The sequence below is a fragment of the Streptosporangium oxazolinicum genome (assembly GCF_039537505.1).
Lineage (GTDB): Bacteria > Actinomycetota > Actinomycetes > Streptosporangiales > Streptosporangiaceae > Streptosporangium > Streptosporangium oxazolinicum.
Window position 1 is genome coordinate 16,322 of sequence record NZ_BAABAQ010000014.1, and the last position, 20,243, is coordinate 36,564.

Genomic DNA, 20,243 nt, shown 5'->3' on the forward strand with positions numbered 1-20,243 from the left:
CGAATGGGCCGTTACATCCTCAGGCGCCTGATCCAGTCGATACCAGTCCTGATCGGCGCCACCCTGCTCATCTACGCCATCGTCTTCGCGCTGCCCGGCGACCCCATCGCGGCGCTGGCGGGCGAGAAGCGTATGGACCCCAACATCGTCGCCATCCTGCGCGAGCAGTACCACCTGAACGACCCGTTCCTGGTGCAGTACTGGTACTACATCGTCGGCCTCCTCGGCGGCGACTTCGGTACCACCTTCGCCGGTGTCGGGGTCGACGAGATCATGGCCGGCAAGTTCCAGGTGACCATCAACCTGGCCGTGACCGCCCTGGTGATGGAGGCCGTCATCGGCATCGGGCTCGGCCTGTACGCGGCGCTGCGCCACGGCAGGGCGAGCGACTCGATGATCCTCGCCTCCACCCTGGTGCTGATCTCCATCCCCACCCTGGTCACCGGCTTCGTGCTCCAGCTGCTGCTGGGCGTGAAGCTCAAGCAGGCCGGGATCGACCTCTTCCCCGTCGCGGGCGTGGCCGACGGCTGGCGCAGCTACCTGCTGCCCGGCTTCGTGCTCGCGGGGACGTCGATCGCCTACCTCACCCGGCTCGCCAGGAACAGCCTGGTGGAGATCATGCGCGCCGACTACATCCGCACCGCGGTGGCCAAGGGCCTGCCCCGGAACCGGATCGTTGGGCGGCACGCGCTGCGCAACGCGCTGATCCCGCTGGTCACCTACCTGGGTGCCGACCTCGGTACCTTGATGGGTGGCGCGGTGATCACCGAGACGATCTTCAACCTGCCGGGGATCGGCCATCAGCTGTTCAGCTCCGTGTACCTGCGCGAGCAGCCCGTGGTCGTCGGCATCGTGACCGTGCTGGTGCTGGTCTACATCCTTGCCAACCTGGTCGTCGACCTGCTCTACGCCGTGCTCGACCCGAGGATCCGCTATGAGTGACACCCTTGTCCCGGCCGGAGGGCAGACCGGGAATCCCAAGCACGGCAGGCCGCGAAGGAGGGCGAAGGGCGCCAAGGCCCCCAAGGCCGCGAGCCTGTGGAGCGACGCCTGGTACGACCTGCGCCGCCGCCCGCTCTTCGTCGTGGCGTCCGTCCTCATCGCCGTCCTGGTCGTCATGGCGGTGGTCCCCTCGCTGTTCACCTCGGTGAACCCGTTCGACGCCAAGAGCTGCAACCTGGGCGACGCCCGGCTGGGCATGGGCGAGGCCCACTGGTTCGGCACCGACAACCTCGGCTGCGACATCTACGCCCGCACCATCTACGGCGCCCGCAACTCGATCGTGGTCGGCCTGGCCACCACCGTCGTCACCGCGCTGGTGGGCGGCCTGCTCGGTCTTCTCGCCGGGTTCAGGGGCGGCGCGCTGGACACCCTGCTCTCCCGGGTCACGGAGATCTTCTTCGCGATCCCGTCGATCCTGGGCGCCCTGCTCATCCTGGCGGTCTTCCGCACGGGCAACGTGTGGACCGTCATGCTCGCACTCGCCGTGCTGACCTGGCCGATGACGTACCGGATCATGAGGGCGGCGGTGATCACCGCCAAGAGCCAGGACTACGTGCTCGCGGCGCGGGCGCTCGGCGCCTCCGCGTCGAGGATCATGTTCCGGCACATCCTGCCGAACGCGATCGCCTCGGTGATCGTGGTCGCCACGATCAACCTGGGCTACTTCATCGCCGCCGAGGCCGGTCTGTCGTTCCTCGGCGTGGGCCTGCGCTCGCCCGACATCTCCTGGGGGCTCATGATCTCCGACGCCAGGGAGCGCTTCCTGGAGGCTCCGTGGGCGCTGCTGTTCCCGGCGCTGTTCCTGAGCCTGACGGTGCTGGCCTTCATCATGCTGGGCGACGCCGTCCGCGACGCCCTCGACCCGAAGCTGCGGTAGGGGGACCCGTGAAGAAGACCTCAACGCCGGTGGTGCCGTCCAGGGAGGCGCCGGGCAACGAGCCGCTGCTCGCCGTCGACGACCTGCACGTGGAGTTCGTGACCAGGCAGGGCGTGGTCAAGGCGGTGAACGGGGTCAGCTACTCGCTGAACCCCGGGGAGACGCTCGCGGTGCTCGGCGAGTCCGGCTCGGGCAAGTCGGTGACCGCGCAGGCCATCATGGGCATCCTCGACTCCCCGCCGGCCCGAATCCCCAGGGGCGAGATCCGCTTCCGGGGCACGAACCTGCTCGACCTGTCGGAGGAGTCCCGCGCCCAGGTGCGCGGACGGCGGATCGCGATGATCTTCCAGGACGCGCTCTCCGCGCTGAACCCGGTGTTCACCGTCGGGTCCCAGATCGGGGAGATGTTCCGGGTGCACCGGGGCGCCTCCAAGCGCGACGCCGAGAAGAAGGCGATCGAGCTGATGGACCGGGTCCGCATCCCGGCCGCCAAACAGCGGGTGCACGACTACCCCCACCAGTTCTCCGGGGGGATGCGCCAGCGCATCATGATCGCGATGTCGATCGCGCTCGACCCCGAAGTGCTGATCGCCGACGAGCCGACCACCGCCCTCGACGTGACGGTGCAGGCCCAGATCATGGAGCTCCTGTCCGAGCTGCGGCGCGAGAGCGAGATGGGCCTGATCCTGATCACCCACGACCTCGGCGTGGTGGCCGACGTCGCCGACAAGATCGCGGTCATGTACGGCGGGCGGATCGTGGAGAACGCCCTCGTGCACGACATCTACCGCAGGCCCGCCCACCCGTACGCCAAGGGCCTGCTCGACTCGATTCCCCGGGTCGACCAGAAGGGGCAGGAGCTGTACGCCATCAAGGGCATGCCGCCGAACCTGCTCGACATGCCCTCGGGCTGCTCCTTCCACCCCCGCTGTCCGTACCGTCAGGACAACTGCGTCGTCGACGCCCCCCCGCTGTACGAGATCGGCCCGACGCGCGGCAGCGCGTGTCACTACTGGAGGGAGGTCCTCGATGGCAGCCACGGGTGAGCCGATCCTTGAGGTCCGCGACCTGGTCAAGCACTTCCCGCTGACCCAGGGCGTCGTCCTGCGCAGGCAGATCGGCGCGATCAAGGCCGTCGACGGGGTCTCCTTCGACCTGCGCCGGGGCGAGACGCTCGGCATCGTGGGCGAGTCCGGCTGCGGCAAGTCCACGCTGGCCAAGCTCCTGATGGCGCTGGAACGGCCGACCTCGGGCTCGGTGAAGATCAACGGTCGGGAGATCGCCGACGCCAGGCGCGGCGACCTCAAACGGGCCCGCCGCAACATCCAGATGGTCATGCAGGATCCGTATACCTCGCTGAACCCCCGGATGACCGTGGGCGACATCATCGGCGAGCCGTTCGAGATCCACAAGGAGGTCGCCCCCAGGGGCGACCGGCGCCGCAAGGTCCAGGAGCTTCTCGAAGTGGTGGGCCTCAACCCCGACCACATCAACCGCTACCCGCACCAGTTCTCCGGCGGCCAGCGCCAGCGCATCGGGATCGCCCGAGGGCTGGCGCTCCAACCGGAGATCATCGTCTGCGACGAGCCGGTCTCCGCGCTGGACGTGTCGATCCAGGCGCAGGTCGTGAACCTGCTGGAGCGGCTGCAGGACGAGTTCGGCCTCGCGTACGTCTTCATCGCCCACGACCTGTCGGTGGTCCGGCACATCTCCGACCGCGTCGGAGTGATGTACCTGGGCAAGATGGTGGAGATCGGGAAGGACACCGAGATCTACGACCGGCCCGCGCACCCCTACACCCAGGCGCTGCTGTCGGCCGTGCCGGTGCCCGACCCCGAGGGGCGCGAGCGACGCGAACGGATCATTTTGCAGGGTGACCCGCCGTCCCCCGCCAACCCGCCGTCGGGCTGCCGGTTCCGTACGCGGTGCTGGAAGGCCCAGCCGATCTGTTCCGTCGAGGAGCCGCTGCTGCAGATCCGGCCCGGCACCGCGCACGCGAGCGCCTGCCACTTCGCCGAGACCCACGACGTGATCCACGCGTAGGGGAGCTCGCGCGGGCGAAGGCCCGGAACGGCGGAGGGCGCGGCCCCCACATGGAGTTGTGGAGGCCGCGCCCTGTCTGTTCTACCGCTGGGTGTCTGTCCTGCTAGCTGGGTGTCTGCCCTACTAGAGGATGTCGACGCCGACGCCACCGATGCCGACGAGGCCGCCGATGCCGACGCCGTGGCCGACACCGCTGCCGCTGCTGATGATGTTGCCGCCGCCGCCGATGGCGTTGCCGCCGCGGCCGATGATGCCCCCGCCGAAGCCCCCGCCGATGATGCCCCCGCCGAAGCCGCCACCGTAGAAGCCGCCGCCGAAGCCGCCACCGTAGAGGCCACCACCGTAGATGCCGCCGCCGTAGCAGCCGCCGCCGTAGAGGCCGCCCCCGTAGAGGCCGCCACCGTAGAGGCCGCCACCGTAGAGGCCGCCACCGTAGATGCCGCCGCCGAGGACGCCGCCGCAGCCGACGCCGGTGGTCACGGCCGTGGGAATGACGGTGGTGCCGTACGTGACGGTGCTCGTCGGGACGAAGGCCGACGCGCCGCTGACGACGCCGACGCCGCCGACGCCGCAGCAGTCGGCGGCCTTCTTGGCGGCCTTGGCCTTGGCGGCGGCCTTGACGACGGACGCGGCGGTGACCTTGGTCGCGGAGCTGGTGGAGGACGTGGACGCGGACGCGGCCACGGCCGGTGCGAGGACGGCGACACCGACGCACGCGGAGGTGATGAGAAGACGACGAATCATTGTGGTTCCCCCTGGAAGGAAATCGTCGCGGCAGTGTCTGGGGCCTCTGGAACGGACCGTCTGCACGCGGCTACTCAAAGTAACGGGAGTGAGACTATCCAGCGACATGCTTTCTGGAGGGTCAAGAATGGTCAGCTTGTGGCAATGATCGCGGGATCGTGGCCGGACAAACATTGGCCGATCGCCGGCCCGATCCGCGCGCCCGATCTGCCGTGCCGCGGCGAATTCCTTAAACTGCCAGGTCAGCTCGTATGTCCGGCGGAGGGCGGCCCCTTCGGGGATGGCGGGGCGCAACCGTCGTGGTGAGGACCCGTCCGGGACGGCGGGGAGAACGGCGAGGTGCCATTCTCCCGGGGGAATGCGGACACGTCACCGAAATTCCGGCATGCGTATTTCCAGGTAAAACGCCCCTTCAGCTGTAACGACAATTCAGCAAACGGGATAATGCATAGGGTGATTTCTTCTCGGGTCACGTTTGTTGCGTTTGTCGGGACGGTTGCCCCTGTCAGGGGGGTTGCGCCTGTCAGGGTGGGGGACAGAGCCGCACGTGGGCCCCGGGCGGCAGGCCCAGCCGCTGGGAGGCGTCGCCGGAGTTGACCGCGAGCGCGACCAGCCCGGCCGAGTCGGTGAAGGCCACGATCTCCCCGGGCGGCACCGCGGCGTAGGTCTCCCTGAACGGCACTGAGAGCCGCCGCCTGCCCAGCCAGACCACCAGCGTGTCTCCCGGCGCGACGCCCAGCGTCACCAGGTCGCCGGAGCCGATCGACAGCTGGGCGTTGCCGTGCCGGTCGATCGAGAGCACCTCCCCCTCGACGTAGCCCTCCTGGAGCACCGAGGTGGGCGCGGGCAGCGACACCAGCCGCTCCAGCGGGAGCCTCGGCCCCAGCTCGGACAGGTGGCGCCCGATCGTCAGGTACGCCGCCACGGGGGCGAAGAGGTCGCGCCCGTGGAAGGTCGGCGAGACCGGGGTCAGGAAGAAGTCCGTGTTGGACACCTCGTAGGCGGCGCGCGCGCCCCCGCTGGCGTGGACGGCCCACGACAGCAGCCCGTTGTCCGGGCCCAGGAACACGTGGTCGCCGGCCTCGACCGCCACGGCCCTGCGCGAGCCGCCGCCGCCGGGATCCACCACGGCGACGTGCACGCCGGGGGGAAGATAGGCGATCGTCTGGGCCAGGATCGCCGCACCGCGCCGTACGTCCCCCGAGGGGACCAGATGGCACACGTCGATGATCCGCGACTCCGGAGAGATTCCGGCGATCACGCCGTGGCACGCGGCGATGTAGCCGTCTTCCAGGCCGTAATCGGTGAGAAGGCTGATGACAGAGGTCACATCTGGTGACTGTACGTCTCCACATCCGTCATGAACAGCGCGAAATTCCGGACTATCCTGACTTCGGGCCGCGCGTGCGCGGTGTGATCGCCATATGCCCCCACAGAGCTCCCATAGAGCCCCCGCAGAGCCCCCACGGAGGAGGAAGCAATGGACACCGCGCCGAGTTCCGGTGACAGCGCTGCTCCGGAGCCCGCGCCGAGGGCTCTCACCGACAGGGAGCGCGAGCTGCTCGCCTTCGAGCGTCAGTGGTGGCGCTACGCGGGCGCCAAGGAACAGGCGGTTCGCGAGGCCTTCGACATCTCCGCGACGCGCTACTACCAGTTGCTCAGCGAGCTCATCGACCTACCTGCGGCGCTCGCCCACGATCCGATGCTGGTCAAGCGCCTGCGCCGGCTCCGCGACACCCGCCGTCGCGACCGTGCCGCCCGAAAAATGGGCTTGCGTCGCTGATCTCCGGGTACGACCGGTCCGGCGGGTCCACACGGGCTGAAGTGACCATGACGGTGACCACACTCGACAGGCTGAGGCGGGCATGACGACGAACACCTCCGACGGACTGAAGGCGATCGTCGCCGACCCCGCGGGGGCGGTGATCGGGCTCGACTTCGATGGCACGCTGTCCCCGATCGTCCCCGACCCCGCGGCGGCCAGGATCCACCCCGGCGGGGCCGAGGTGCTGGCCAGGCTCGGCCGCCTGGTCGGCGCCGTGGTGATCGTGACCGGCCGCCCGGCCGCCACGGCCGTCGAGTACGGCTCCCTGGCCGACGTGCCGGGGCTGGTCGTGCTCGGGCACTACGGCCTCGAACGCTGGGAGGCGGGCGCGCTCGCCGCGCCGCCCGTCCACCCGGGCCTCGACCTCGCCAGGACCGAGCTCGTCCCGCTGGCCGCGGGGATCGAGGGGATCAGGATCGAGGACAAGGAGCGGTCGGTGGCCGTGCACACCCGGCAGGCGGCCGACCCGTGGGCGACGCTCGACGCGCTGCGCGAGCCGGTGACCGCGCTCGCGGCGGCGGCGGGGCTGGCGGTGGAGCCGGGCAAGTTCGTGCTGGAGCTGCGCCCGCCGGGGATGGACAAGGGAGTGGCGCTGAGCGCCTTCCTGCACGAGCGGGCCGCCAGGTCGGTGCTGTTCGCGGGGGACGACCTGGGAGATCTCGCGGCGTTCGCGGCCGTGCGGGCCTCGGGGCTGCCGGGCGTGACGGTGTTCAGCGGATCGCCAGAGATCGAGGTGGAGGCCGATGTCGTGGTGAACGGGCCTCCGGGGGTCCTGGAGTTCCTCACCTCGATCGCCGACGCCGTCGAGGGCGGGGCGTAGGGCGGACTCCCTCTCGGGGACTCCCGAACGCCTCGTCAGGCAGGACCGAATGCCTGGCGACCTACCGAGGCCCGCTTGGCGACGCCCGGTCAGGCAGGCTCAGACAGGCTTGGCGACGTCTGTCCGGGAAGGCCCGAACGCCTGGCGACGCCCGGTCAGGCAGGTTCGGCGACATCCGTCCGGAAAGGCCCGGACGCCCGGTCAGGCGGGTTCGGCGACGCCCGCCCGGGAACGTCCGCTCGCGGTGAGCAGCAGCCCTCCCACGGCGAGCCCGATCAGGACGGGGACCATGAGGAACGCCTGCTGGGTGCCGAACCCGTCGGCCAGCGCGCCCAGCAGGAACGGCCCGATCCCCACCGCCAGCCCGGCGAAGATCGAGGCCATCGCCGACGCGCGGTCCCGCCGCCCGCCGGAGGCGGCCAGCACCCGCGACAGCGCCATCGGGAAGTGCAGCGCCACCCCCAGCCCGGACACGGCCAGGCCCGCGTAGGAGAACACCGGGTTCGTGCTCAGCCAGAAGATCGCCCATCCGGCGGCCGCGACCAGGAGGGCGCCGAGGAACAGCGCGGTCGGGGGCACTCGCAGGGCCAGCCACGCCCCGGTCAGCCGTCCGGTCGCCATCCCTGCGGTGAACGCCGCGACCGCGGTCGCGGCCACCGCCGCGGGCAGCCCGGTCTGGTCGGAGAAGAGCTTGGCCGCCCAGAGGTTGAAGCAGAACTCCATCGCGACGCAGCAGAACAGCACGGCCGAGGCCAGGTAGAACCGCCAGCCGAAGCGGGTCTCGCCCCCCGTGGCGGCACCGGCGGCGCCGTCCCCGGGCTCGGGGATCCGCACGCGTCCCATGGTCAGCGCGAGCAGCACGGCCAGCACGGGGGTCACCAGCAGCGCGGCCCGCCAGCCGAGGGCGCTCTGCGCGGCGGCGCTGACCACGAACGGGACCCCGATGCCGACGGTCACGCAGACGGCGTTGGCCTCGCTGATCGCCGCCGGGCCCGCGGGGCCGTGCCGGTCGTCGAGCGCGGCCATGCCCGAGTACAGGGTGATCGAGGACATCCCGCTGGCGACGCCGTACCCGAGGAGGGTGATCGGGAGCATGGTGGGGGCCGCCGCGACCATGAGCACGCCGACGCTCATCCCGGCCATCCCGGTCCAGCTGACGGCGCGGCGGCCGATCCTCCCGGTCAGCCAGGGCAGGGCGAGGCCGGTGATGATGCCGCCGACGGCCATCGCGGTCCCGTGCAGCCCGGCGACCGCCTGGGAGACGCCCTGGTCGAGGCGGAGCAGCGGGAGCGCGGCGCTGAGACCGTACAGGTAGGTGGCGAAGACGCCGAGCTGAAGGTAGATCAGCCAGGTCGCGCGGTCGCGGATCAGCCGGACGGGCGCGATCGCGGTCAACTCGTTCTCCCGTACGCCAGAAAAGTTAAATAGCCGCAAAAACTATCTCATACAGGTCTAAAACCGCTTAACGAGTTAGATCCTCACCCGAGGGCGTCGAGCTGCTCGGCGAACCACCGGTGCGGGGGGAGCGCGGTCGCCGCGGCGGCGAGCAGGACGCCCCTCCTGGCGCGCTCGTCCGAGGGCATCGTCAGGCCCTCGTGCAGCGCGGCGGCCGTGGCCGAGACGTCGTAGGGGTTGACCGTCAGCGCGTGCTCACCCAGCTCGGCGGCGGCACCCGCCTCCCGCGACAGCACCAGCGCGCTGTGCGGCGACAGGATCGGCCCCTCCTTGGCCACCAGGTTCATGCCGTCGCGGATCGGGTTGACCAGCAGCACGTCGGCGAGCCGGTAGGCGGCCAGCGAGCGCGGGTAGTCGTCGTTGACGTTGAGGATCAGCGGATCCCAGTCCTCGGTGGCGTACTCGTCCTCGATCTCCTCGGCGCAGCGCTGCACCGCCGCGGTGTACTCGCGGTACTCGGGCAGGTCGTGCCGGGACGGGTAGGCGAAGGCGAGGTGCGTGACCCGGCCGTGCCACTCCGGGTGGGCCGCGAGGAACTGCTTGTAGGCGACCAGGCCCCGCACGATGTTCTTCGACAGCTCCGTCCTGTCGATCCGCACGATCAGCCTGCGGTCGCCCACCTGGGCGCGGAGCGCGGCTATGTGCGACTCCACGTCGGGCTCGGACGCCCTGGCCCAGAGCGCCTTGCCGTCCACGCCCAGGCTGTGGGTGCCGATCCGGGTGGTCCTGCCCGCGTGCGTGACCGTACGCTCCCCGCGGTCGACCCGCGCGCCGAGCACCGTCTCGCAGCAGTCCATGAACGCCCCGCCCCAGCGGTCGGTGAGGAAGCCCGCGTGGTCGGCGCCCAGGATGCCTTCGAGGAGCTCGGTCGCCACGTCGTCGGGGAGCAGGGAGAAGTATTCGGGCGGGGCCCACGGCGTGTGCGAGAAGTGCGCCACCCGCAGGTCGGGGCGCTCCCCCCTGAGCATGGCCGGGACCAGGCTCAGGTGGTAGTCCTGCACCATCACCCGCGCCCCGTGCGAGCCCTCCTCGGCCAGCGCCATCGCGAAGGCCTCGTTGTAGGCCTGGTACGACTCCCACTCCCGGCGGAACCTGGCGTCGAAGTACGGCCTGTTGGGGGTGTCGTAGAGGAGGTGGTGGACGAACCAGAGGGTGGAGTTGGCGACCGCGTTGTACGCGCGGTGGAAGGTCGCCGGGGGGATGTCGAGCATCCGCACCGCCCCGGTGTCGTAGCCCGCCTGGTCGAGCCTGCCGCCGGACGCCAGCCGCACGGCACCGCGGTCGCCGTCGGACAGCGCCGCGCAGACCCACAGGACGTTGAGGTCCTTCGCGACCTCCGACAGGCCGGAGACCAGGCCGCCACCTCCCCTGCGCATGGACAGCGAGCCGTCCTCGGAGAGGGTGAAGGAGACGGGGCCGCGGTTGGAGGCCACCAGGATCGCGCTCATGAGATCCCTCCACTGGCTAGGGACACGCCTGTTCTGAAGGTTAACCGGCACTTCGCCAGGCTGTCCTTGCTCTTCAGGTCAACGAAAGAACGGCGTTCGTCGAATTGTGTCAGCTCTTGTCAGCAGGTGGAGTGATGAAGTCCGGCGTATCACCCTTTTTGTGGCGGGGAGGGAGGGTCGCCATCCGAGATCCCGACCGTAGGATGTCCAGCGACCGTGACCGCTGATGGGGGCCTGTGATGGCGCTGGACGAGACGACCGAGGACCTGGCCCGATCGGCCGCCCAGGGTGACCACCGCGCGCTCGGTGAGCTGCTGAAGCGGATCGAGCCCGCCGTGCTCAGGCACTGCGGCCGTATCCTGCCCTTCCGGCAGGACGCCGAGGAGGCCTGCCAGGACACCCTGCTCGCGGTGGCGCGCAACATCGCCCGCTTCGAGGGGCGTGCCCGGTTCAGCACCTGGCTGCACATCGTGACCGCCAACTGCGCCAGGACCACGTACCGCTCGCTGAAGCGCCGCGCCGCCGAGCAGAGCTCGGACGAGCTGCCGCTGCAGAAGCCGGACGTCGCCCGGGTGAGCGTGATCGCCGGGTCCCGGCTGGACCTGCTCGACGCGATGGAGGCGCTGGAGGCCGAGAAACCGGAGCTGGCCCAGGCGCTGGTGCTGCGCGACATCTGCCAGCTCGACTACAACGAGGTGGCCGAGCAGCTCGGCATCCCGCTGGGCACCGCGAAGTCGCGCATCCACCAGGCGCGCAAGTACGTCCAGGGGGCCCTGGGCGACGCCTACGGCTTCTGACCGGCGGCCCGATTCCGGTTGTCCGCTGGATAACACGCCGTGTCTCGTACAGTGAGACATCAGGTCAGGAGGGCGGCAGGGCGAGGTAGAGTGCTTGAGACCCGCGCGTCGGGTTTCCAACTGAATATTTGCTCATCCAGAGGGGTGGAGGGACCGGCCCTGCGAAGCCCCGGCAACCATCCCGGTTCCAGACTCGTGATCTGAACGAGGTCGGCCGGGACAGGTGCCAATTCCGGTCTGTGACCAGGGTGGTCCGCAGACGAAGATGAGGGAAAGGCCTCGCTTCATGGCGCTCGCAACCACTGAGAACACCACCTCCTCCTCTGCCGGTCGTGCCGACGACGCGCGTGACCGGCCCTTCGGCCCCGCCGTCGCCCTGTCCTGCCGGGAGTGCGGTGCCCGCTACGACCTCGGCCCCGAATTCGCCTGTACCGAGTGTTTCGGGCCCCTTGAGATCGCGTACGACTTCGGGCGTGTGACCCGGGAGCGGATCGCCGAGGGGCCGACCAACATCTGGCGCTACCGCTCGCTGCTGCCCGTCCCCGAGGACGTGGCCTCCAAGCCCAACATGGCGCCCGGCTGGACCAAGCTCGTCAACGCCGGAAACCTCGCCCGCGAGCTGGGCATCCGCTCCCTGCACGTGAAGGACGACTCCGGCAATCCCACGCACTCCTTCAAGGACCGCGTGGTCTCCATCGCCGTCGAGGCGGCCAGAAACTTCGGCTTCCACACCCTGTCCTGCTCCTCCACCGGCAACCTGGCCGGTGCCGTGACCGCCGCCGCCGCGCGGGCCGGGCTGGACGCCTGCGTGTTCATCCCCTCCGACCTGGAGCAGGCCAAGATCGTCATGGCCTCCGTGTACGGCGGCAGGCTCGTCGGCATCGAGGGCACGTACGACGACGTGAACCGCTTCTGCTCCGAGCTCATCGGCGACGAGCTGGGCGACCAGTGGGGCTTCGTGAACGTCAACCTCCGCCCGTACTACGCGGAGGGGTCCAAGACGCTGGCCTACGAGATCGCCGAGCAGCTCGGCTGGCGCGTCCCCGACCAGATCGTCATCCCGGTCGCGTCGGGCTCGCAGCTCACGAAGGTCGACAAGGGCTTCAAGGAGCTGATCCGCCTCGGCCTGGTCGAGGACCGGCCCTACAAGATCTTCGCGGCCCAGGCCGAGGGGTGCTCCCCGGTCTCCGCCGCCTACAAGGCGGGTCACGACGTGATCCGCCCGGTGAAGCCGGACACGATCGCCAAGTCGCTGGCGATCGGCAACCCGGCCGACGGCCCGTACGTCCTGGACATCGCCCGCCGCACCGGCGGCGCGGTCGAGGACGTCACCGACGCCGAGATCGTCGACGCGATCCGGCTGCTGGCCAGGACCGAGGGCATCTTCGCCGAGACCGCCGGAGGCGTCGTCGTCGGGGTGCTGCGCAAGCTGATCGCCTCGGGCACGCTCGACCCCGACGCCGAGACCGTGGTCCTCAACACCGGTGACGGTCTCAAGACCCTTGACGCGGTGGCCGGGGAGGCCCGCCCAACCGCGGTGATTCGGCCTTCTCTTGACGCATTCCGTGCGGCTATCGCCTAGAAATCGTGAAAGGTACTGAATTATGAGCGTTTCTGTGCGGATTCCGACGATTCTCCGGACTTACACCGATGGCGCTGCCGAGGTGACCGGAGAGGGGGAGACCCTGCGCGATGTTCTGCAGAAGCTCGACGCGGACTTCCCGGGGATCGGCGCCCGGATTCTTGATGAATCGGGGAAGATCCGACGTTTTGTCAACGTCTATGTGGGGGATGAGGACGTCCGTTTTGTCGACAACCTCGACACGGCCACGCCCTCCGGCGCCCAGGTCTCCATCATCCCCGCGGTGGCCGGAGGCTGATTCTCCGGCCCTCGCGCGGCCCTGACCGCGCCGTGCCACCCCCGGTGGCGACCGCGACTCCACGGCACCCGCCCGGCTCCGGCCGGGCGGGTGCCGTGTTTTATGACACAAGCTCATATTTGTGGCGTGGATGAATAATGTAACCCTTAACTAACTAATAGTGATGATGAAACTTTGCTCTCGTGCTAAAAGCTCTCGTAAAGAGGTAGTTTGGTGCTTGACTCTGTTGTCATACCGCTTCCCACAGGTATGGTCGGAACGATCGAGGGGGCGAAGTCCGTCCCGGAGATTGAGGACTTCGCGAGAGGAATGGGCGTCGTCCTTTAAGACCAGTAAGAGGAGTCGCACGTGGCGCAGGGCACCGTCAAATGGTTCAACGCGGACAAGGGCTACGGCTTCATCGCGGTAGACGGTGGTAAGGATGTGTTCGTCCATTACTCCGCGATCATGATGGATGGCTACCGTGCCCTCGAACAGGGCCAGCGGGTCGAGTTCGAGATCACCCAGGGTCAGAAGGGTCCCCAGGCGGAGTCCGTCCGGGCGGTCTGACGTAGCCGTTTCGTGAATTCGCAGGGAAGAGCCGGTGGATCCCGCGGCATCGCGGTTCGCTGGATCCTCACCGCCTAGGCCCGGCTCGCCTCCCCAACCGGCGAGCCGGGCCTTCGCGTCGCAACGGGACGCGCGGTCGTACGGGGTCCACAGGGATCACACGTGGGTCGCGCGGGGCGCGTGGAGGCGGGCGCGGGGCACGCGATCGTGCGGAGTTCCACGAGGCGCGCGGGACGCGCGCCCGGCGCGACACGGGACGCGGGGACACGGGTGCGCCGAGACGCCGAGGGCCGGGCGCCGACGATGACGTGCCGCGTACGCCGACATGACGCGGGATCTACACCGGTGTGACGCGGAGTTGAAGTCCCCTCCACACGCGGCGCAGGTCAACGGATCGCGGCTTGCACTCGTCAGGGTAGAGTGCTAAACAGATTGTTGGCACTCACGCATAGAGAGTGCCAATCCTGGATCGAGGCGATGGGGCCCGCCGAACGGAGTCGTGGGCCCACATGCCGTCGCGGGCGTCGGCTCGGTCCGGTGTAAGCCACCCTGTCTCTGGGAGGTCTAGCCGTATGGCAGCCAAGATGATCGCGTTTAACGAGGACGCCCGGCGCGGTCTCGAGCGTGGCATGAACCAGCTCGCGGACGCCGTCAAGGTGACCCTCGGCCCCAAGGGCCGCAACGTCGTGCTGGAGAAGAAGTGGGGCGCCCCCACCATCACCAACGACGGTGTCTCCATCGCCAAGGAGATCGAGCTCGAGGACCCGTGGGAGAAGATCGGGGCCGAGCTCGTCAAGGAGGTCGCCAAGAAGACCGACGACGTCGCGGGTGACGGCACCACCACCGCCACCGTGCTCGCTCAGGCTCTCGTACGCGAGGGCCTCCGCAACGTCGCCGCCGGCGCCAACCCGATGTCCCTGAAGAAGGGCATCGAGGCCGCCGTCGAGCGCGTGTCGGAGGAGCTGTCCAAGCTCGCCAAGGACGTGGAGACGAAGGCGCAGATCGCCTCCACCGCCTCCATCTCCGCGGGCGACCCGCAGATCGGCGAGATGATCGCCGAGGCGATGGACAAGGTCGGCAAGGAAGGCGTCATCACCGTCGAGGAGAGCAACACCTTCGGCCTGGAGCTTGAGCTCACCGAGGGCATGCGCTTCGACAAGGGCCTCATCTCGATGTACTTCGTGACCGACCCGGAGCGTATGGAGGCCGTCCTCGACGACCCGTACATCCTGGTCGTCAACTCCAAGGTGTCCGCCAACAAGGACCTGCTCCCGGTCCTCGACAAGGTCGTGCAGGCCGGCAAGCCGCTGCTGATCATCGCCGAGGACGTCGAGGGCGAGGCCCTGGCCACCCTGGTCGTCAACAAGATCCGCGGCCTGTTCCGCTCGGTCGCGGTCAAGGCGCCGGGCTTCGGCGACCGCCGCAAGGCGATGCTGGGCGACATCGGCATCCTGACCGGTGCCCAGGTCATCAGCGAGGACCTCGGTCTGAAGCTGGAGTCGACCGGCCTGGACCAGCTCGGCCGGGCCCGCCAGGTCATCGTCACCAAGGACGAGACCACCATCGTCGACGGTGCCGGTGACCCCGAGCAGATCGCCGGCCGGGTCAACCAGATCCGCGCCGAGATCGACAACACCGACTCCGACTACGACCGCGAGAAGCTCCAGGAGCGTCTCGCCAAGCTGGCCGGCGGCGTGGCCGTCATCAAGGCCGGCGCGGCGACCGAGGTCGAGCTCAAGGAGCGCAAGCACCGCATCGAGGACGCCGTTCGCAACGCGAAGGCGGCCGTCGAGGAGGGCATCGTCCCCGGCGGTGGCGTGGCGCTGCTGCAGGCCGGCGCCAAGGCGTTCGACAAGCTGGAGCTCTTCGGCGACGAGGCCACCGGTGCCGCGATCGTGAAGAAGGCTCTGGAGGAGCCGCTGAAGCAGATCGCCGTGAACGCCGGCCTCGAGGGTGGCGTCGTGGTGGAGAAGGTGCGCAACCTTCCCGCGGGTGAGGGCCTCAACGCCGCCACCGGCGAGTACGTCAACCTGTTCGAGACGGGCATCATCGACCCGGCCAAGGTGACGCGTTCGGCGCTGCAGAACGCGGCGTCCATCGCGGCGCTGTTCCTCACCACCGAGGCCGTCATCGCCGAGAAGCCCGAGAAGGCCGGAGCCGCCCCCGCCATGCCCGGCGGCGGCGACATGGACTTCTGAGTCCACGCGCTTTCGAAAAAGAGGCGACCCCGAAGTGCCGGGGCCGCCTCTTTTTGTCGCCGTCTTCCGTTGTCCCGGCGCGGCGGCTCGTACGCGGCCCCGAGGCTAGCCGAGCTGCGCGGGGAGCGGCCTGGAGTGCAGGACGGTCAGGGAGGTGACCGCGCGGGTCAGGACCACGTAGAGGCGGGCCAGGCCCCGGGGTTCCGCGTCGACGATGTCGGCGGGTTCGGCGACGATCACGTGGTCGTACTCCAGGCCCTTGGCCAGGGACGCCGGGATGACCAGGAGGCGGTGGTCGTCGACCGTGTCGGGGCTCAGCACCCGGTGCTCCAGGTGGGACAGGGCCTCGGACACGGCGCTCACCGAGGCGTCGGGGACGATGACGCCGATCGACCCCTCGCGGGCGAGGGCCTCCTCGGCGGCGCGGGCCAGTGAGGCGGCCAGGTCGGGCGCCGGGCGCACCGACAGGGAGCCCGCGCCGGGTCGCAGCGACCGGGGGGCGGCCAGGTCCGGGGCGACGGAGGGCAGCAGCCTGGCCGCGTAGTCGAGGACCTCGCGGGGTACGCGGAAGCCGAGGGTGAGCTCGGTGACCGCGCCGTCCTCGAAGCCGAGATGGGTCAGGACCTCCGTCCAGGAGCGGGCGGACCAGGGTGTGGTGCCCTGCGCGAGGTCGCCCAGCACGGTGGCCGAGCCGGTGCGGCAGCGCCGCCCCAGGGCCCGCAGCTGCATCGCCGACAGGTCCTGGGCCTCGTCCACGACCAGGTGGCCCAGCGGGACGGTCCGTTCGATCATGTCGGCCAGCTCGTCCATCAGCGCGCCGTCGGCCGCCGACCACTTGGCGGAGCGGAAGGACTTGGCGGGCTTCGCCCACAGCAGCAGCGACTGCTCCTCGGCCGTGAGGTCGTTTTTGGCGGCGGCGGCGAGGAAGGCGGGGTCGCTGAACAGCCGGTGGAGCACCTGCTGCGGGGTCAGCTTGGGCCAGACCAGGTCCACCAGCTGCCTGACCGGCTTGGACCTGGCCACCGCGTCCTGCACCCGGTCGTCGGGCGACTCGCCGCGCTGCTCCATCCGGACGAGCACCAGGTGGGCGAGGCGCTGGGCGAGCGTGGCGCGCCCCGGGCCGTAGCGGGTGGTGCCGCGCAGCGCGGCGACGATCTCGCGGACCTCGTGGTCGGCCACTCGGTAGCGGTTGATCCCCTTGGTGAACAGCACGCCCTCGGTGGGCTTGACGACGTGCATCCACAGGGCCCGCCCGAGGACGGGGACGATCCTCGCGTCGCCCTTGACGGTGCTGACGGCGGGGTCCTCCGGGGCGGAGTGGTCGCCGAGGATCCCGGCCGCCGTGGTCTGGTCGACCTTGACCTCGCCCAGGGCGGGGAGCACGGAGGAGATGTAGGAGAGGAACGCCCGGTTCGGGCCGACGATCATCACGCCCGAGCGGGCGAGCCGTTCGCGGTGGGTGAAGAGCAGGTAGGCGGCCCGGTGCAGGCCGACGGCGGTCTTCCCGGTGCCGGGGGCGCCCTGGACGCACACCGTCCGCCCCAGGTCCGAGCGGACGATCTCGTCCTGGTCGGGCTGGATCGTCGCGACGATGTCGCGCATCGGCCCCGAGCGCGGGCGCTCGATCTCCTCGGTGAGGATCCTGCTCTGGGCGAGGGCGGCGCCGCCCTGGTCGAGGCGCTCGTCCTCGTAGGCGGTGAGGTCACCGCCCCGGTAGCCGAACCTGCGGCGCAGGGCGACGCGCATCGGGTCGGACGGGCTGGCCTGGTAGAAGGCCCGCGAGACCGGGGCCCGCCAGTCGATGACCAGGGGGCGGCTGCTGTCGTCGTGGACGTGCCTGCGCCCGACGTAGACCGTGCCGGGAAGGTCGTCTCCCGCCTGGCGGTCGAGGCGGCCGAAGAACAGCGGGGTGCCGGAGTGGTCGGCGAGCGCCTCGACGCGCTGGTCCAGCAGTGCCTGGAGGATCTGCTGGGAGACCCAGTCTCCGGCGGCGTCGGAGGACAGGGAGCGGGCGTGCTCGCGCATCGCGCGGAGCGCCGCCCTGGAGGTGGCCAGGTGCTCGCGCTCGGCGGCGAGGATCCGGGCGGGGTCGTCGGTTATGTCGGGGGCCAATTGGTGTGCGGGCACGCTGAAGCGCCTCCCATTCGATAAACGGAGGTGGTGGTCGTCGGGTAGCGAATCGACCAGCCTAGCGGTGCCTCTCCCGCGCTTCAAAAGGATTAACGGCGGACTGGGACGCGGCGGTCGCGGGTATCCCGATGATCGTGCGGATCTCCCCTGTCATCCCGGTCGTCGCCAATCTTCTGCTGGCCGCGCTCTGGGGGCTTTCGGTGTTCGCGGGCTGGGGGGTCGAGGCCTTCTGCTCCGATCCCGGCTGCGCGGACAGGCTGGACGGGGTGGTCAGGCTGTCGTTCCTGTTCGCGGCTGTCGCGGCCTGTTGCGCGGCGGCCGCCCTGTCGGCGCCGGTGAGGCGCGGCGACAAAAATCGTTTTACCGTTCTGATGGCCGCCGGGGCGGTCGCCTGGGTGATCGCGGAGGGCATTCTCTTCGCCGGCGGCCTGATCGTTCGGTAATCGCCCTGACACTCTCTGTAATTCTCCGTCGAAATGGCGAAAAAGCGAGGCGAACATGGTGACTCCCACAGATCATGGGGGTATGTCGCCAGTGGCCTCTAGGCCTAGCGAGGGGGTGGTTTGTTTGTCGAAAGCCCGCGGGATTTCGTGGACCTGACACAAATTGACGACGTGTTCGCCATGTGGGGTCATTCTCCGGCGAGCACGTCGTCCGCGTCGATGATCTGATACGCGTACCCCTGCTCGGCCAGGAACCGCTGCCGGTGGGCGGCGAAATCCTGGTCCACGGTGTCACGGCTGACCACCGAGTAGAACCGTGCCCCGCCCCCGTCCGCCTTCGGCCGCAGCACCCGGCCCAGCCGCTGCGCCTCCTCCTGCCGGGACCCGAAGGTGCCCGACACCTGGATGGCCACCGCCGCCTCCGGCAGGTCGATGGAGAAGTTGGCGACCTTGGAAACGACCAGGACCTGGATCTCCTTGTCGCGGAACGCCTGGAAGAGCCGCTCCCGCTCCTTGACCTTCGTCTCTCCCTTGATCACCGGCGCGTTCAGGTGCTCGCCGAGCTCGTCGAGCTGGTCGATGTACTGCCCGATGACGAGCACCTGCTCGTCCAGGTGCCGCCGGACCAGCGCCTCGGTCACCCGTGTCTTGGACGGCGTGGTCGCGCAGAACCGGTAGCGCTCCTCGGAGTCGGCCATCGCGTAGGCGAGCCGCTCCTCGTCGGTCAGCGTCACCCGCACCTCGACGCAGTCGGCCGGGGCGATCCAGCCCTGGTTCTCCATCTCCTTCCACGGCGCGTCGTACCGCTTGGGGCCGATCAGGGAGAACACGTCGCCCTCCCTGCCGTCCTCGCGCACGAGCGTCGCGGTCAGGCCCACCCGCCGCCTGGCCTGCAGGTCGGCGGTCATCCGGAAGATCGGCGCGGGCAGCAGGTGCACCTCGTCGTAGACGACCAGACCCCAGTCGCGGGCGTCGAACAGCTCCAGGTGCCGGTAGACGCCCTGCCTGCGGGTCGTCATCACCTGGTACGTGGCGATGGTGACGGGCCGGATCTCCTTCTTCGTGCCGGTGTACTCGCCGATCTCGTCCTCGGTCAGCGAGGTCCGCCTGAGCAGCTCCTGCTTCCACTGGTGCGCGGAGACCGTGTTGGTCACCAGGATCAGCGTCGTCGCCTTGGCCTGCGCCATCGCCGCCGCGCCCACGATCGTCTTGCCCGCCCCGCAGGGGAGCACGACCACGCCGGAGCCGCCGTGCCAGAACGCCTCGGCGGCCTCCCGCTGGTAGGCGCGCAGCTCCCAGCCGTCCTCGGTGAGCGTGATCGGGTGGTGCTCGCCGTCGACGTATCCGGCCAGGTCCTCGGCGGGCCAGCCCAGCTTGAGCAGGTGCTGTTTGATGTTGCCGCGCTCGCTCGGGTGCACCACCACGCCGTCGTCGCCCAGGCGCTCGCCAAGCAGCGGCTGGATCTTCTTGGCGCGCAGCACCTCTTCCAGTACGGCCTTGTCGGTGCTGGTCAGGACGAGGCCGTGGGCGGGGTGCTTCTCCAGGCGGAGCCTGCCGTAGCGCGACATCGTCTCGGCGACGTCGACCAGCAGCGCGTGCGGCACGGGGTAGCGGCTGTGGGCGATCAGCGCGTCGATCACCTGCTCGGCGTCGTGCCCTGCGGCCCGCGCGTTCCACAGCGCCAGGGGGGTGATCCGGTAGGTGTGCACGTGCTCGGGGGCACGCTCCAGCTCCGCGAACGGGGCGATCGCCTTGCGGCACTCCCCGGCCCGCTCGTGATCGACTTCAAGGAGCAGGGTTTTGTCCGATTGGACGATCAATGGTCCGTCAGTCACAGACTTCTCCCTCGGTTACCGCAGGTTACGGCGGATCGGCTCATGGTCGCACTCGTGGGCGCCCGCCGGATCGTCCCGCGCTCCCTGTGTGCAACAGGCGGAAGCGCCGGGGCAGTCCCGCCCGGCCCTCTCATGTGCCCGTCCTCCCGCCCGCCGGGTGCCCGGTCAACGTCTGCCCGTCGCTCGTACGCGCAATC

The 20,243-nt window shown here is 69.6% G+C and carries 18 protein-coding genes and 1 riboswitch; of the genes, 12 read left to right on the forward strand and 6 right to left on the reverse strand.

Annotation, left to right across the window (positions count from 1 at the left end):
- The first annotated feature begins 3 nt into the window (after positions 1-3).
- Genes ABD817_RS31255 through ABD817_RS31270 form a run of 4 tightly spaced genes read left to right on the forward strand, consistent with a single transcriptional unit; the run spans position 4 to position 3,922 of the window.
- Positions 4-942 (forward strand): ABC transporter permease, encoded by a 939-nt coding sequence (locus tag ABD817_RS31255; RefSeq protein ID WP_344921852.1) that lies wholly within the window; start codon positions 4-6, stop codon positions 940-942.
- Positions 935-1,879, forward strand: coding sequence for an ABC transporter permease (locus ABD817_RS31260; RefSeq protein ID WP_344921853.1), 945 nt, complete (start codon positions 935-937; stop codon positions 1,877-1,879). Before ABD817_RS31255 ends, ABD817_RS31260 begins: the two co-directional genes overlap by 8 nt.
- Positions 1,880-1,887: 8 nt before the next feature.
- Complete coding sequence (locus tag ABD817_RS31265; protein WP_344921854.1) at positions 1,888-2,925, forward strand: ABC transporter ATP-binding protein; 1,038 nt, start codon at positions 1,888-1,890, stop codon at positions 2,923-2,925.
- Positions 2,909-3,922 carry an ABC transporter ATP-binding protein gene (locus tag ABD817_RS31270; protein ID WP_344921856.1) on the forward strand — a complete coding sequence of 338 codons (1,014 nt, stop codon included), beginning with the start codon at positions 2,909-2,911 and terminating at the stop codon, positions 3,920-3,922. Before ABD817_RS31265 ends, ABD817_RS31270 begins: the two co-directional genes overlap by 17 nt.
- A 123-nt stretch (positions 3,923-4,045) precedes the next feature.
- On the opposite strand, the gene ABD817_RS31275 is transcribed toward ABD817_RS31270, so the two are convergent.
- Together ABD817_RS31275 and ABD817_RS31280 are read right to left on the reverse strand one after the other, a co-directional pair.
- Entirely contained in the window at positions 4,046-4,666 is a 621-nt protein-coding gene (locus tag ABD817_RS31275; protein ID WP_344921857.1) for a hypothetical protein, read from the reverse strand.
- Between the two features lie 523 nt (positions 4,667-5,189).
- The gene (locus tag ABD817_RS31280; RefSeq protein WP_344921858.1) at positions 5,190-5,996 is read right to left on the reverse strand and encodes an SAM hydrolase/SAM-dependent halogenase family protein; all 807 of its coding nucleotides are present in this window, start codon (positions 5,994-5,996) and stop codon (positions 5,190-5,192) included.
- Between the two features lie 150 nt (positions 5,997-6,146).
- Here ABD817_RS31280 and ABD817_RS31285 point away from each other — a divergent pair, with 150 nt between their 5' ends.
- Positions 6,147-6,449, forward strand: coding sequence for a DUF3263 domain-containing protein (locus ABD817_RS31285; protein ID WP_344921859.1), 303 nt, complete (start codon positions 6,147-6,149; stop codon positions 6,447-6,449).
- A gap of 82 nt (positions 6,450-6,531) precedes the next feature.
- Complete coding sequence (gene otsB, locus ABD817_RS31290; RefSeq protein ID WP_344921860.1) at positions 6,532-7,311, forward strand: trehalose-phosphatase; 780 nt, start codon at positions 6,532-6,534, stop codon at positions 7,309-7,311.
- Between the two features lie 201 nt (positions 7,312-7,512).
- Here the strand turns inward: otsB and ABD817_RS31295 are convergent, their stop codons facing one another.
- Entirely contained in the window at positions 7,513-8,706 is a 1,194-nt protein-coding gene (locus ABD817_RS31295) for an MFS transporter (RefSeq protein WP_344921862.1), read from the reverse strand.
- A gap of 83 nt (positions 8,707-8,789) precedes the next feature.
- Positions 8,790-10,214, reverse strand: coding sequence for an alpha,alpha-trehalose-phosphate synthase (UDP-forming) (locus ABD817_RS31300; RefSeq protein WP_344921863.1), 1,425 nt, complete (start codon positions 10,212-10,214; stop codon positions 8,790-8,792).
- A 239-nt stretch (positions 10,215-10,453) separates the two neighbouring features.
- On the opposite strand from ABD817_RS31300, the gene ABD817_RS31305 reads away from it, so the two are divergent.
- The 5 genes from ABD817_RS31305 (at position 10,454) to groL (ending at position 15,638) form a co-directional block, all read left to right on the forward strand.
- Positions 10,454-11,011 carry an RNA polymerase sigma factor gene (locus ABD817_RS31305; protein WP_344921864.1) on the forward strand — a complete coding sequence of 186 codons (558 nt, stop codon included), beginning with the start codon at positions 10,454-10,456 and terminating at the stop codon, positions 11,009-11,011.
- A 129-nt stretch (positions 11,012-11,140) separates the two neighbouring features.
- A riboswitch (SAM riboswitch) is annotated at positions 11,141-11,283 on the forward strand.
- Between the two features lie 14 nt (positions 11,284-11,297).
- Positions 11,298-12,593: a threonine synthase gene (thrC, locus tag ABD817_RS31310; RefSeq protein ID WP_344921865.1), complete on the forward strand. Its 1,296-nt coding sequence runs from the start codon at positions 11,298-11,300 to the stop codon at positions 12,591-12,593.
- A gap of 22 nt (positions 12,594-12,615) precedes the next feature.
- Positions 12,616-12,891 carry a MoaD/ThiS family protein gene (locus tag ABD817_RS31315; protein ID WP_344921866.1) on the forward strand — a complete coding sequence of 92 codons (276 nt, stop codon included), beginning with the start codon at positions 12,616-12,618 and terminating at the stop codon, positions 12,889-12,891.
- Between the two features lie 348 nt (positions 12,892-13,239).
- Positions 13,240-13,440: a cold-shock protein gene (locus tag ABD817_RS31320; protein ID WP_012895270.1), complete on the forward strand. Its 201-nt coding sequence runs from the start codon at positions 13,240-13,242 to the stop codon at positions 13,438-13,440.
- Between the two features lie 572 nt (positions 13,441-14,012).
- A complete protein-coding gene (gene groL, locus ABD817_RS31325; RefSeq protein WP_344921867.1) occupies positions 14,013-15,638 on the forward strand; it encodes a chaperonin GroEL in 1,626 nt (541 codons plus the stop codon).
- 105 nt (positions 15,639-15,743) lie between these two features.
- Here the strand turns inward: groL and ABD817_RS31330 are convergent, their stop codons facing one another.
- Positions 15,744-17,765, reverse strand: a complete 2,022-nt coding sequence (locus tag ABD817_RS31330) for a HelD family protein (RefSeq protein ID WP_344921868.1) — start codon at positions 17,763-17,765, stop codon at positions 15,744-15,746.
- A gap of 131 nt (positions 17,766-17,896) precedes the next feature.
- Between ABD817_RS31330 and ABD817_RS31335 the strand changes: the two genes are divergently transcribed.
- On the forward strand, positions 17,897-18,211 hold the full coding sequence (locus tag ABD817_RS31335; RefSeq protein WP_344921869.1) for a hypothetical protein: 315 nt from the start codon (positions 17,897-17,899) through the stop codon (positions 18,209-18,211).
- Positions 18,212-18,399: 188 nt separating this feature from the next.
- Here ABD817_RS31335 and ABD817_RS31340 read toward each other — a convergent pair whose 3' ends face one another.
- Positions 18,400-20,046: a DNA repair helicase XPB gene (locus ABD817_RS31340; RefSeq protein WP_344921870.1), complete on the reverse strand. Its 1,647-nt coding sequence runs from the start codon at positions 20,044-20,046 to the stop codon at positions 18,400-18,402.
- Between the last annotated feature and the right edge of the window lie 197 nt (positions 20,047-20,243).

Excerpts from the sequence above, each read along its gene's own strand:
- ABD817_RS31255 (WP_344921852.1), top strand. The coding sequence starts at position 4 with ATGGGCCGTTACATCCTCAGGCGCCTGATCCAGTCGATACCAGTCCTG.
- ABD817_RS31260 (WP_344921853.1), top strand. The coding sequence starts at position 935 with ATGAGTGACACCCTTGTCCCGGCCGGAGGGCAGACCGGGAATCCCAAG.
- ABD817_RS31270 (WP_344921856.1), top strand. The coding sequence starts at position 2,909 with ATGGCAGCCACGGGTGAGCCGATCCTTGAGGTCCGCGACCTGGTCAAG.
- thrC (WP_344921865.1), top strand. The coding sequence starts at position 11,298 with ATGGCGCTCGCAACCACTGAGAACACCACCTCCTCCTCTGCCGGTCGT.
- ABD817_RS31285 (WP_344921859.1), top strand. The coding sequence starts at position 6,147 with ATGGACACCGCGCCGAGTTCCGGTGACAGCGCTGCTCCGGAGCCCGCG.
- otsB (WP_344921860.1), top strand. The coding sequence starts at position 6,532 with ATGACGACGAACACCTCCGACGGACTGAAGGCGATCGTCGCCGACCCC.
- groL (WP_344921867.1), top strand. The coding sequence starts at position 14,013 with ATGGCAGCCAAGATGATCGCGTTTAACGAGGACGCCCGGCGCGGTCTC.
- ABD817_RS31275 (WP_344921857.1), bottom strand. The coding sequence starts at position 4,666 with ATGATTCGTCGTCTTCTCATCACCTCCGCGTGCGTCGGTGTCGCCGTC.
- ABD817_RS31315 (WP_344921866.1), top strand. The coding sequence starts at position 12,616 with ATGAGCGTTTCTGTGCGGATTCCGACGATTCTCCGGACTTACACCGAT.
- ABD817_RS31300 (WP_344921863.1), bottom strand. The coding sequence starts at position 10,214 with ATGAGCGCGATCCTGGTGGCCTCCAACCGCGGCCCCGTCTCCTTCACC.
- ABD817_RS31335 (WP_344921869.1), top strand. The coding sequence starts at position 17,897 with ATGATCGTGCGGATCTCCCCTGTCATCCCGGTCGTCGCCAATCTTCTG.
- ABD817_RS31305 (WP_344921864.1), top strand. The coding sequence starts at position 10,454 with ATGGCGCTGGACGAGACGACCGAGGACCTGGCCCGATCGGCCGCCCAG.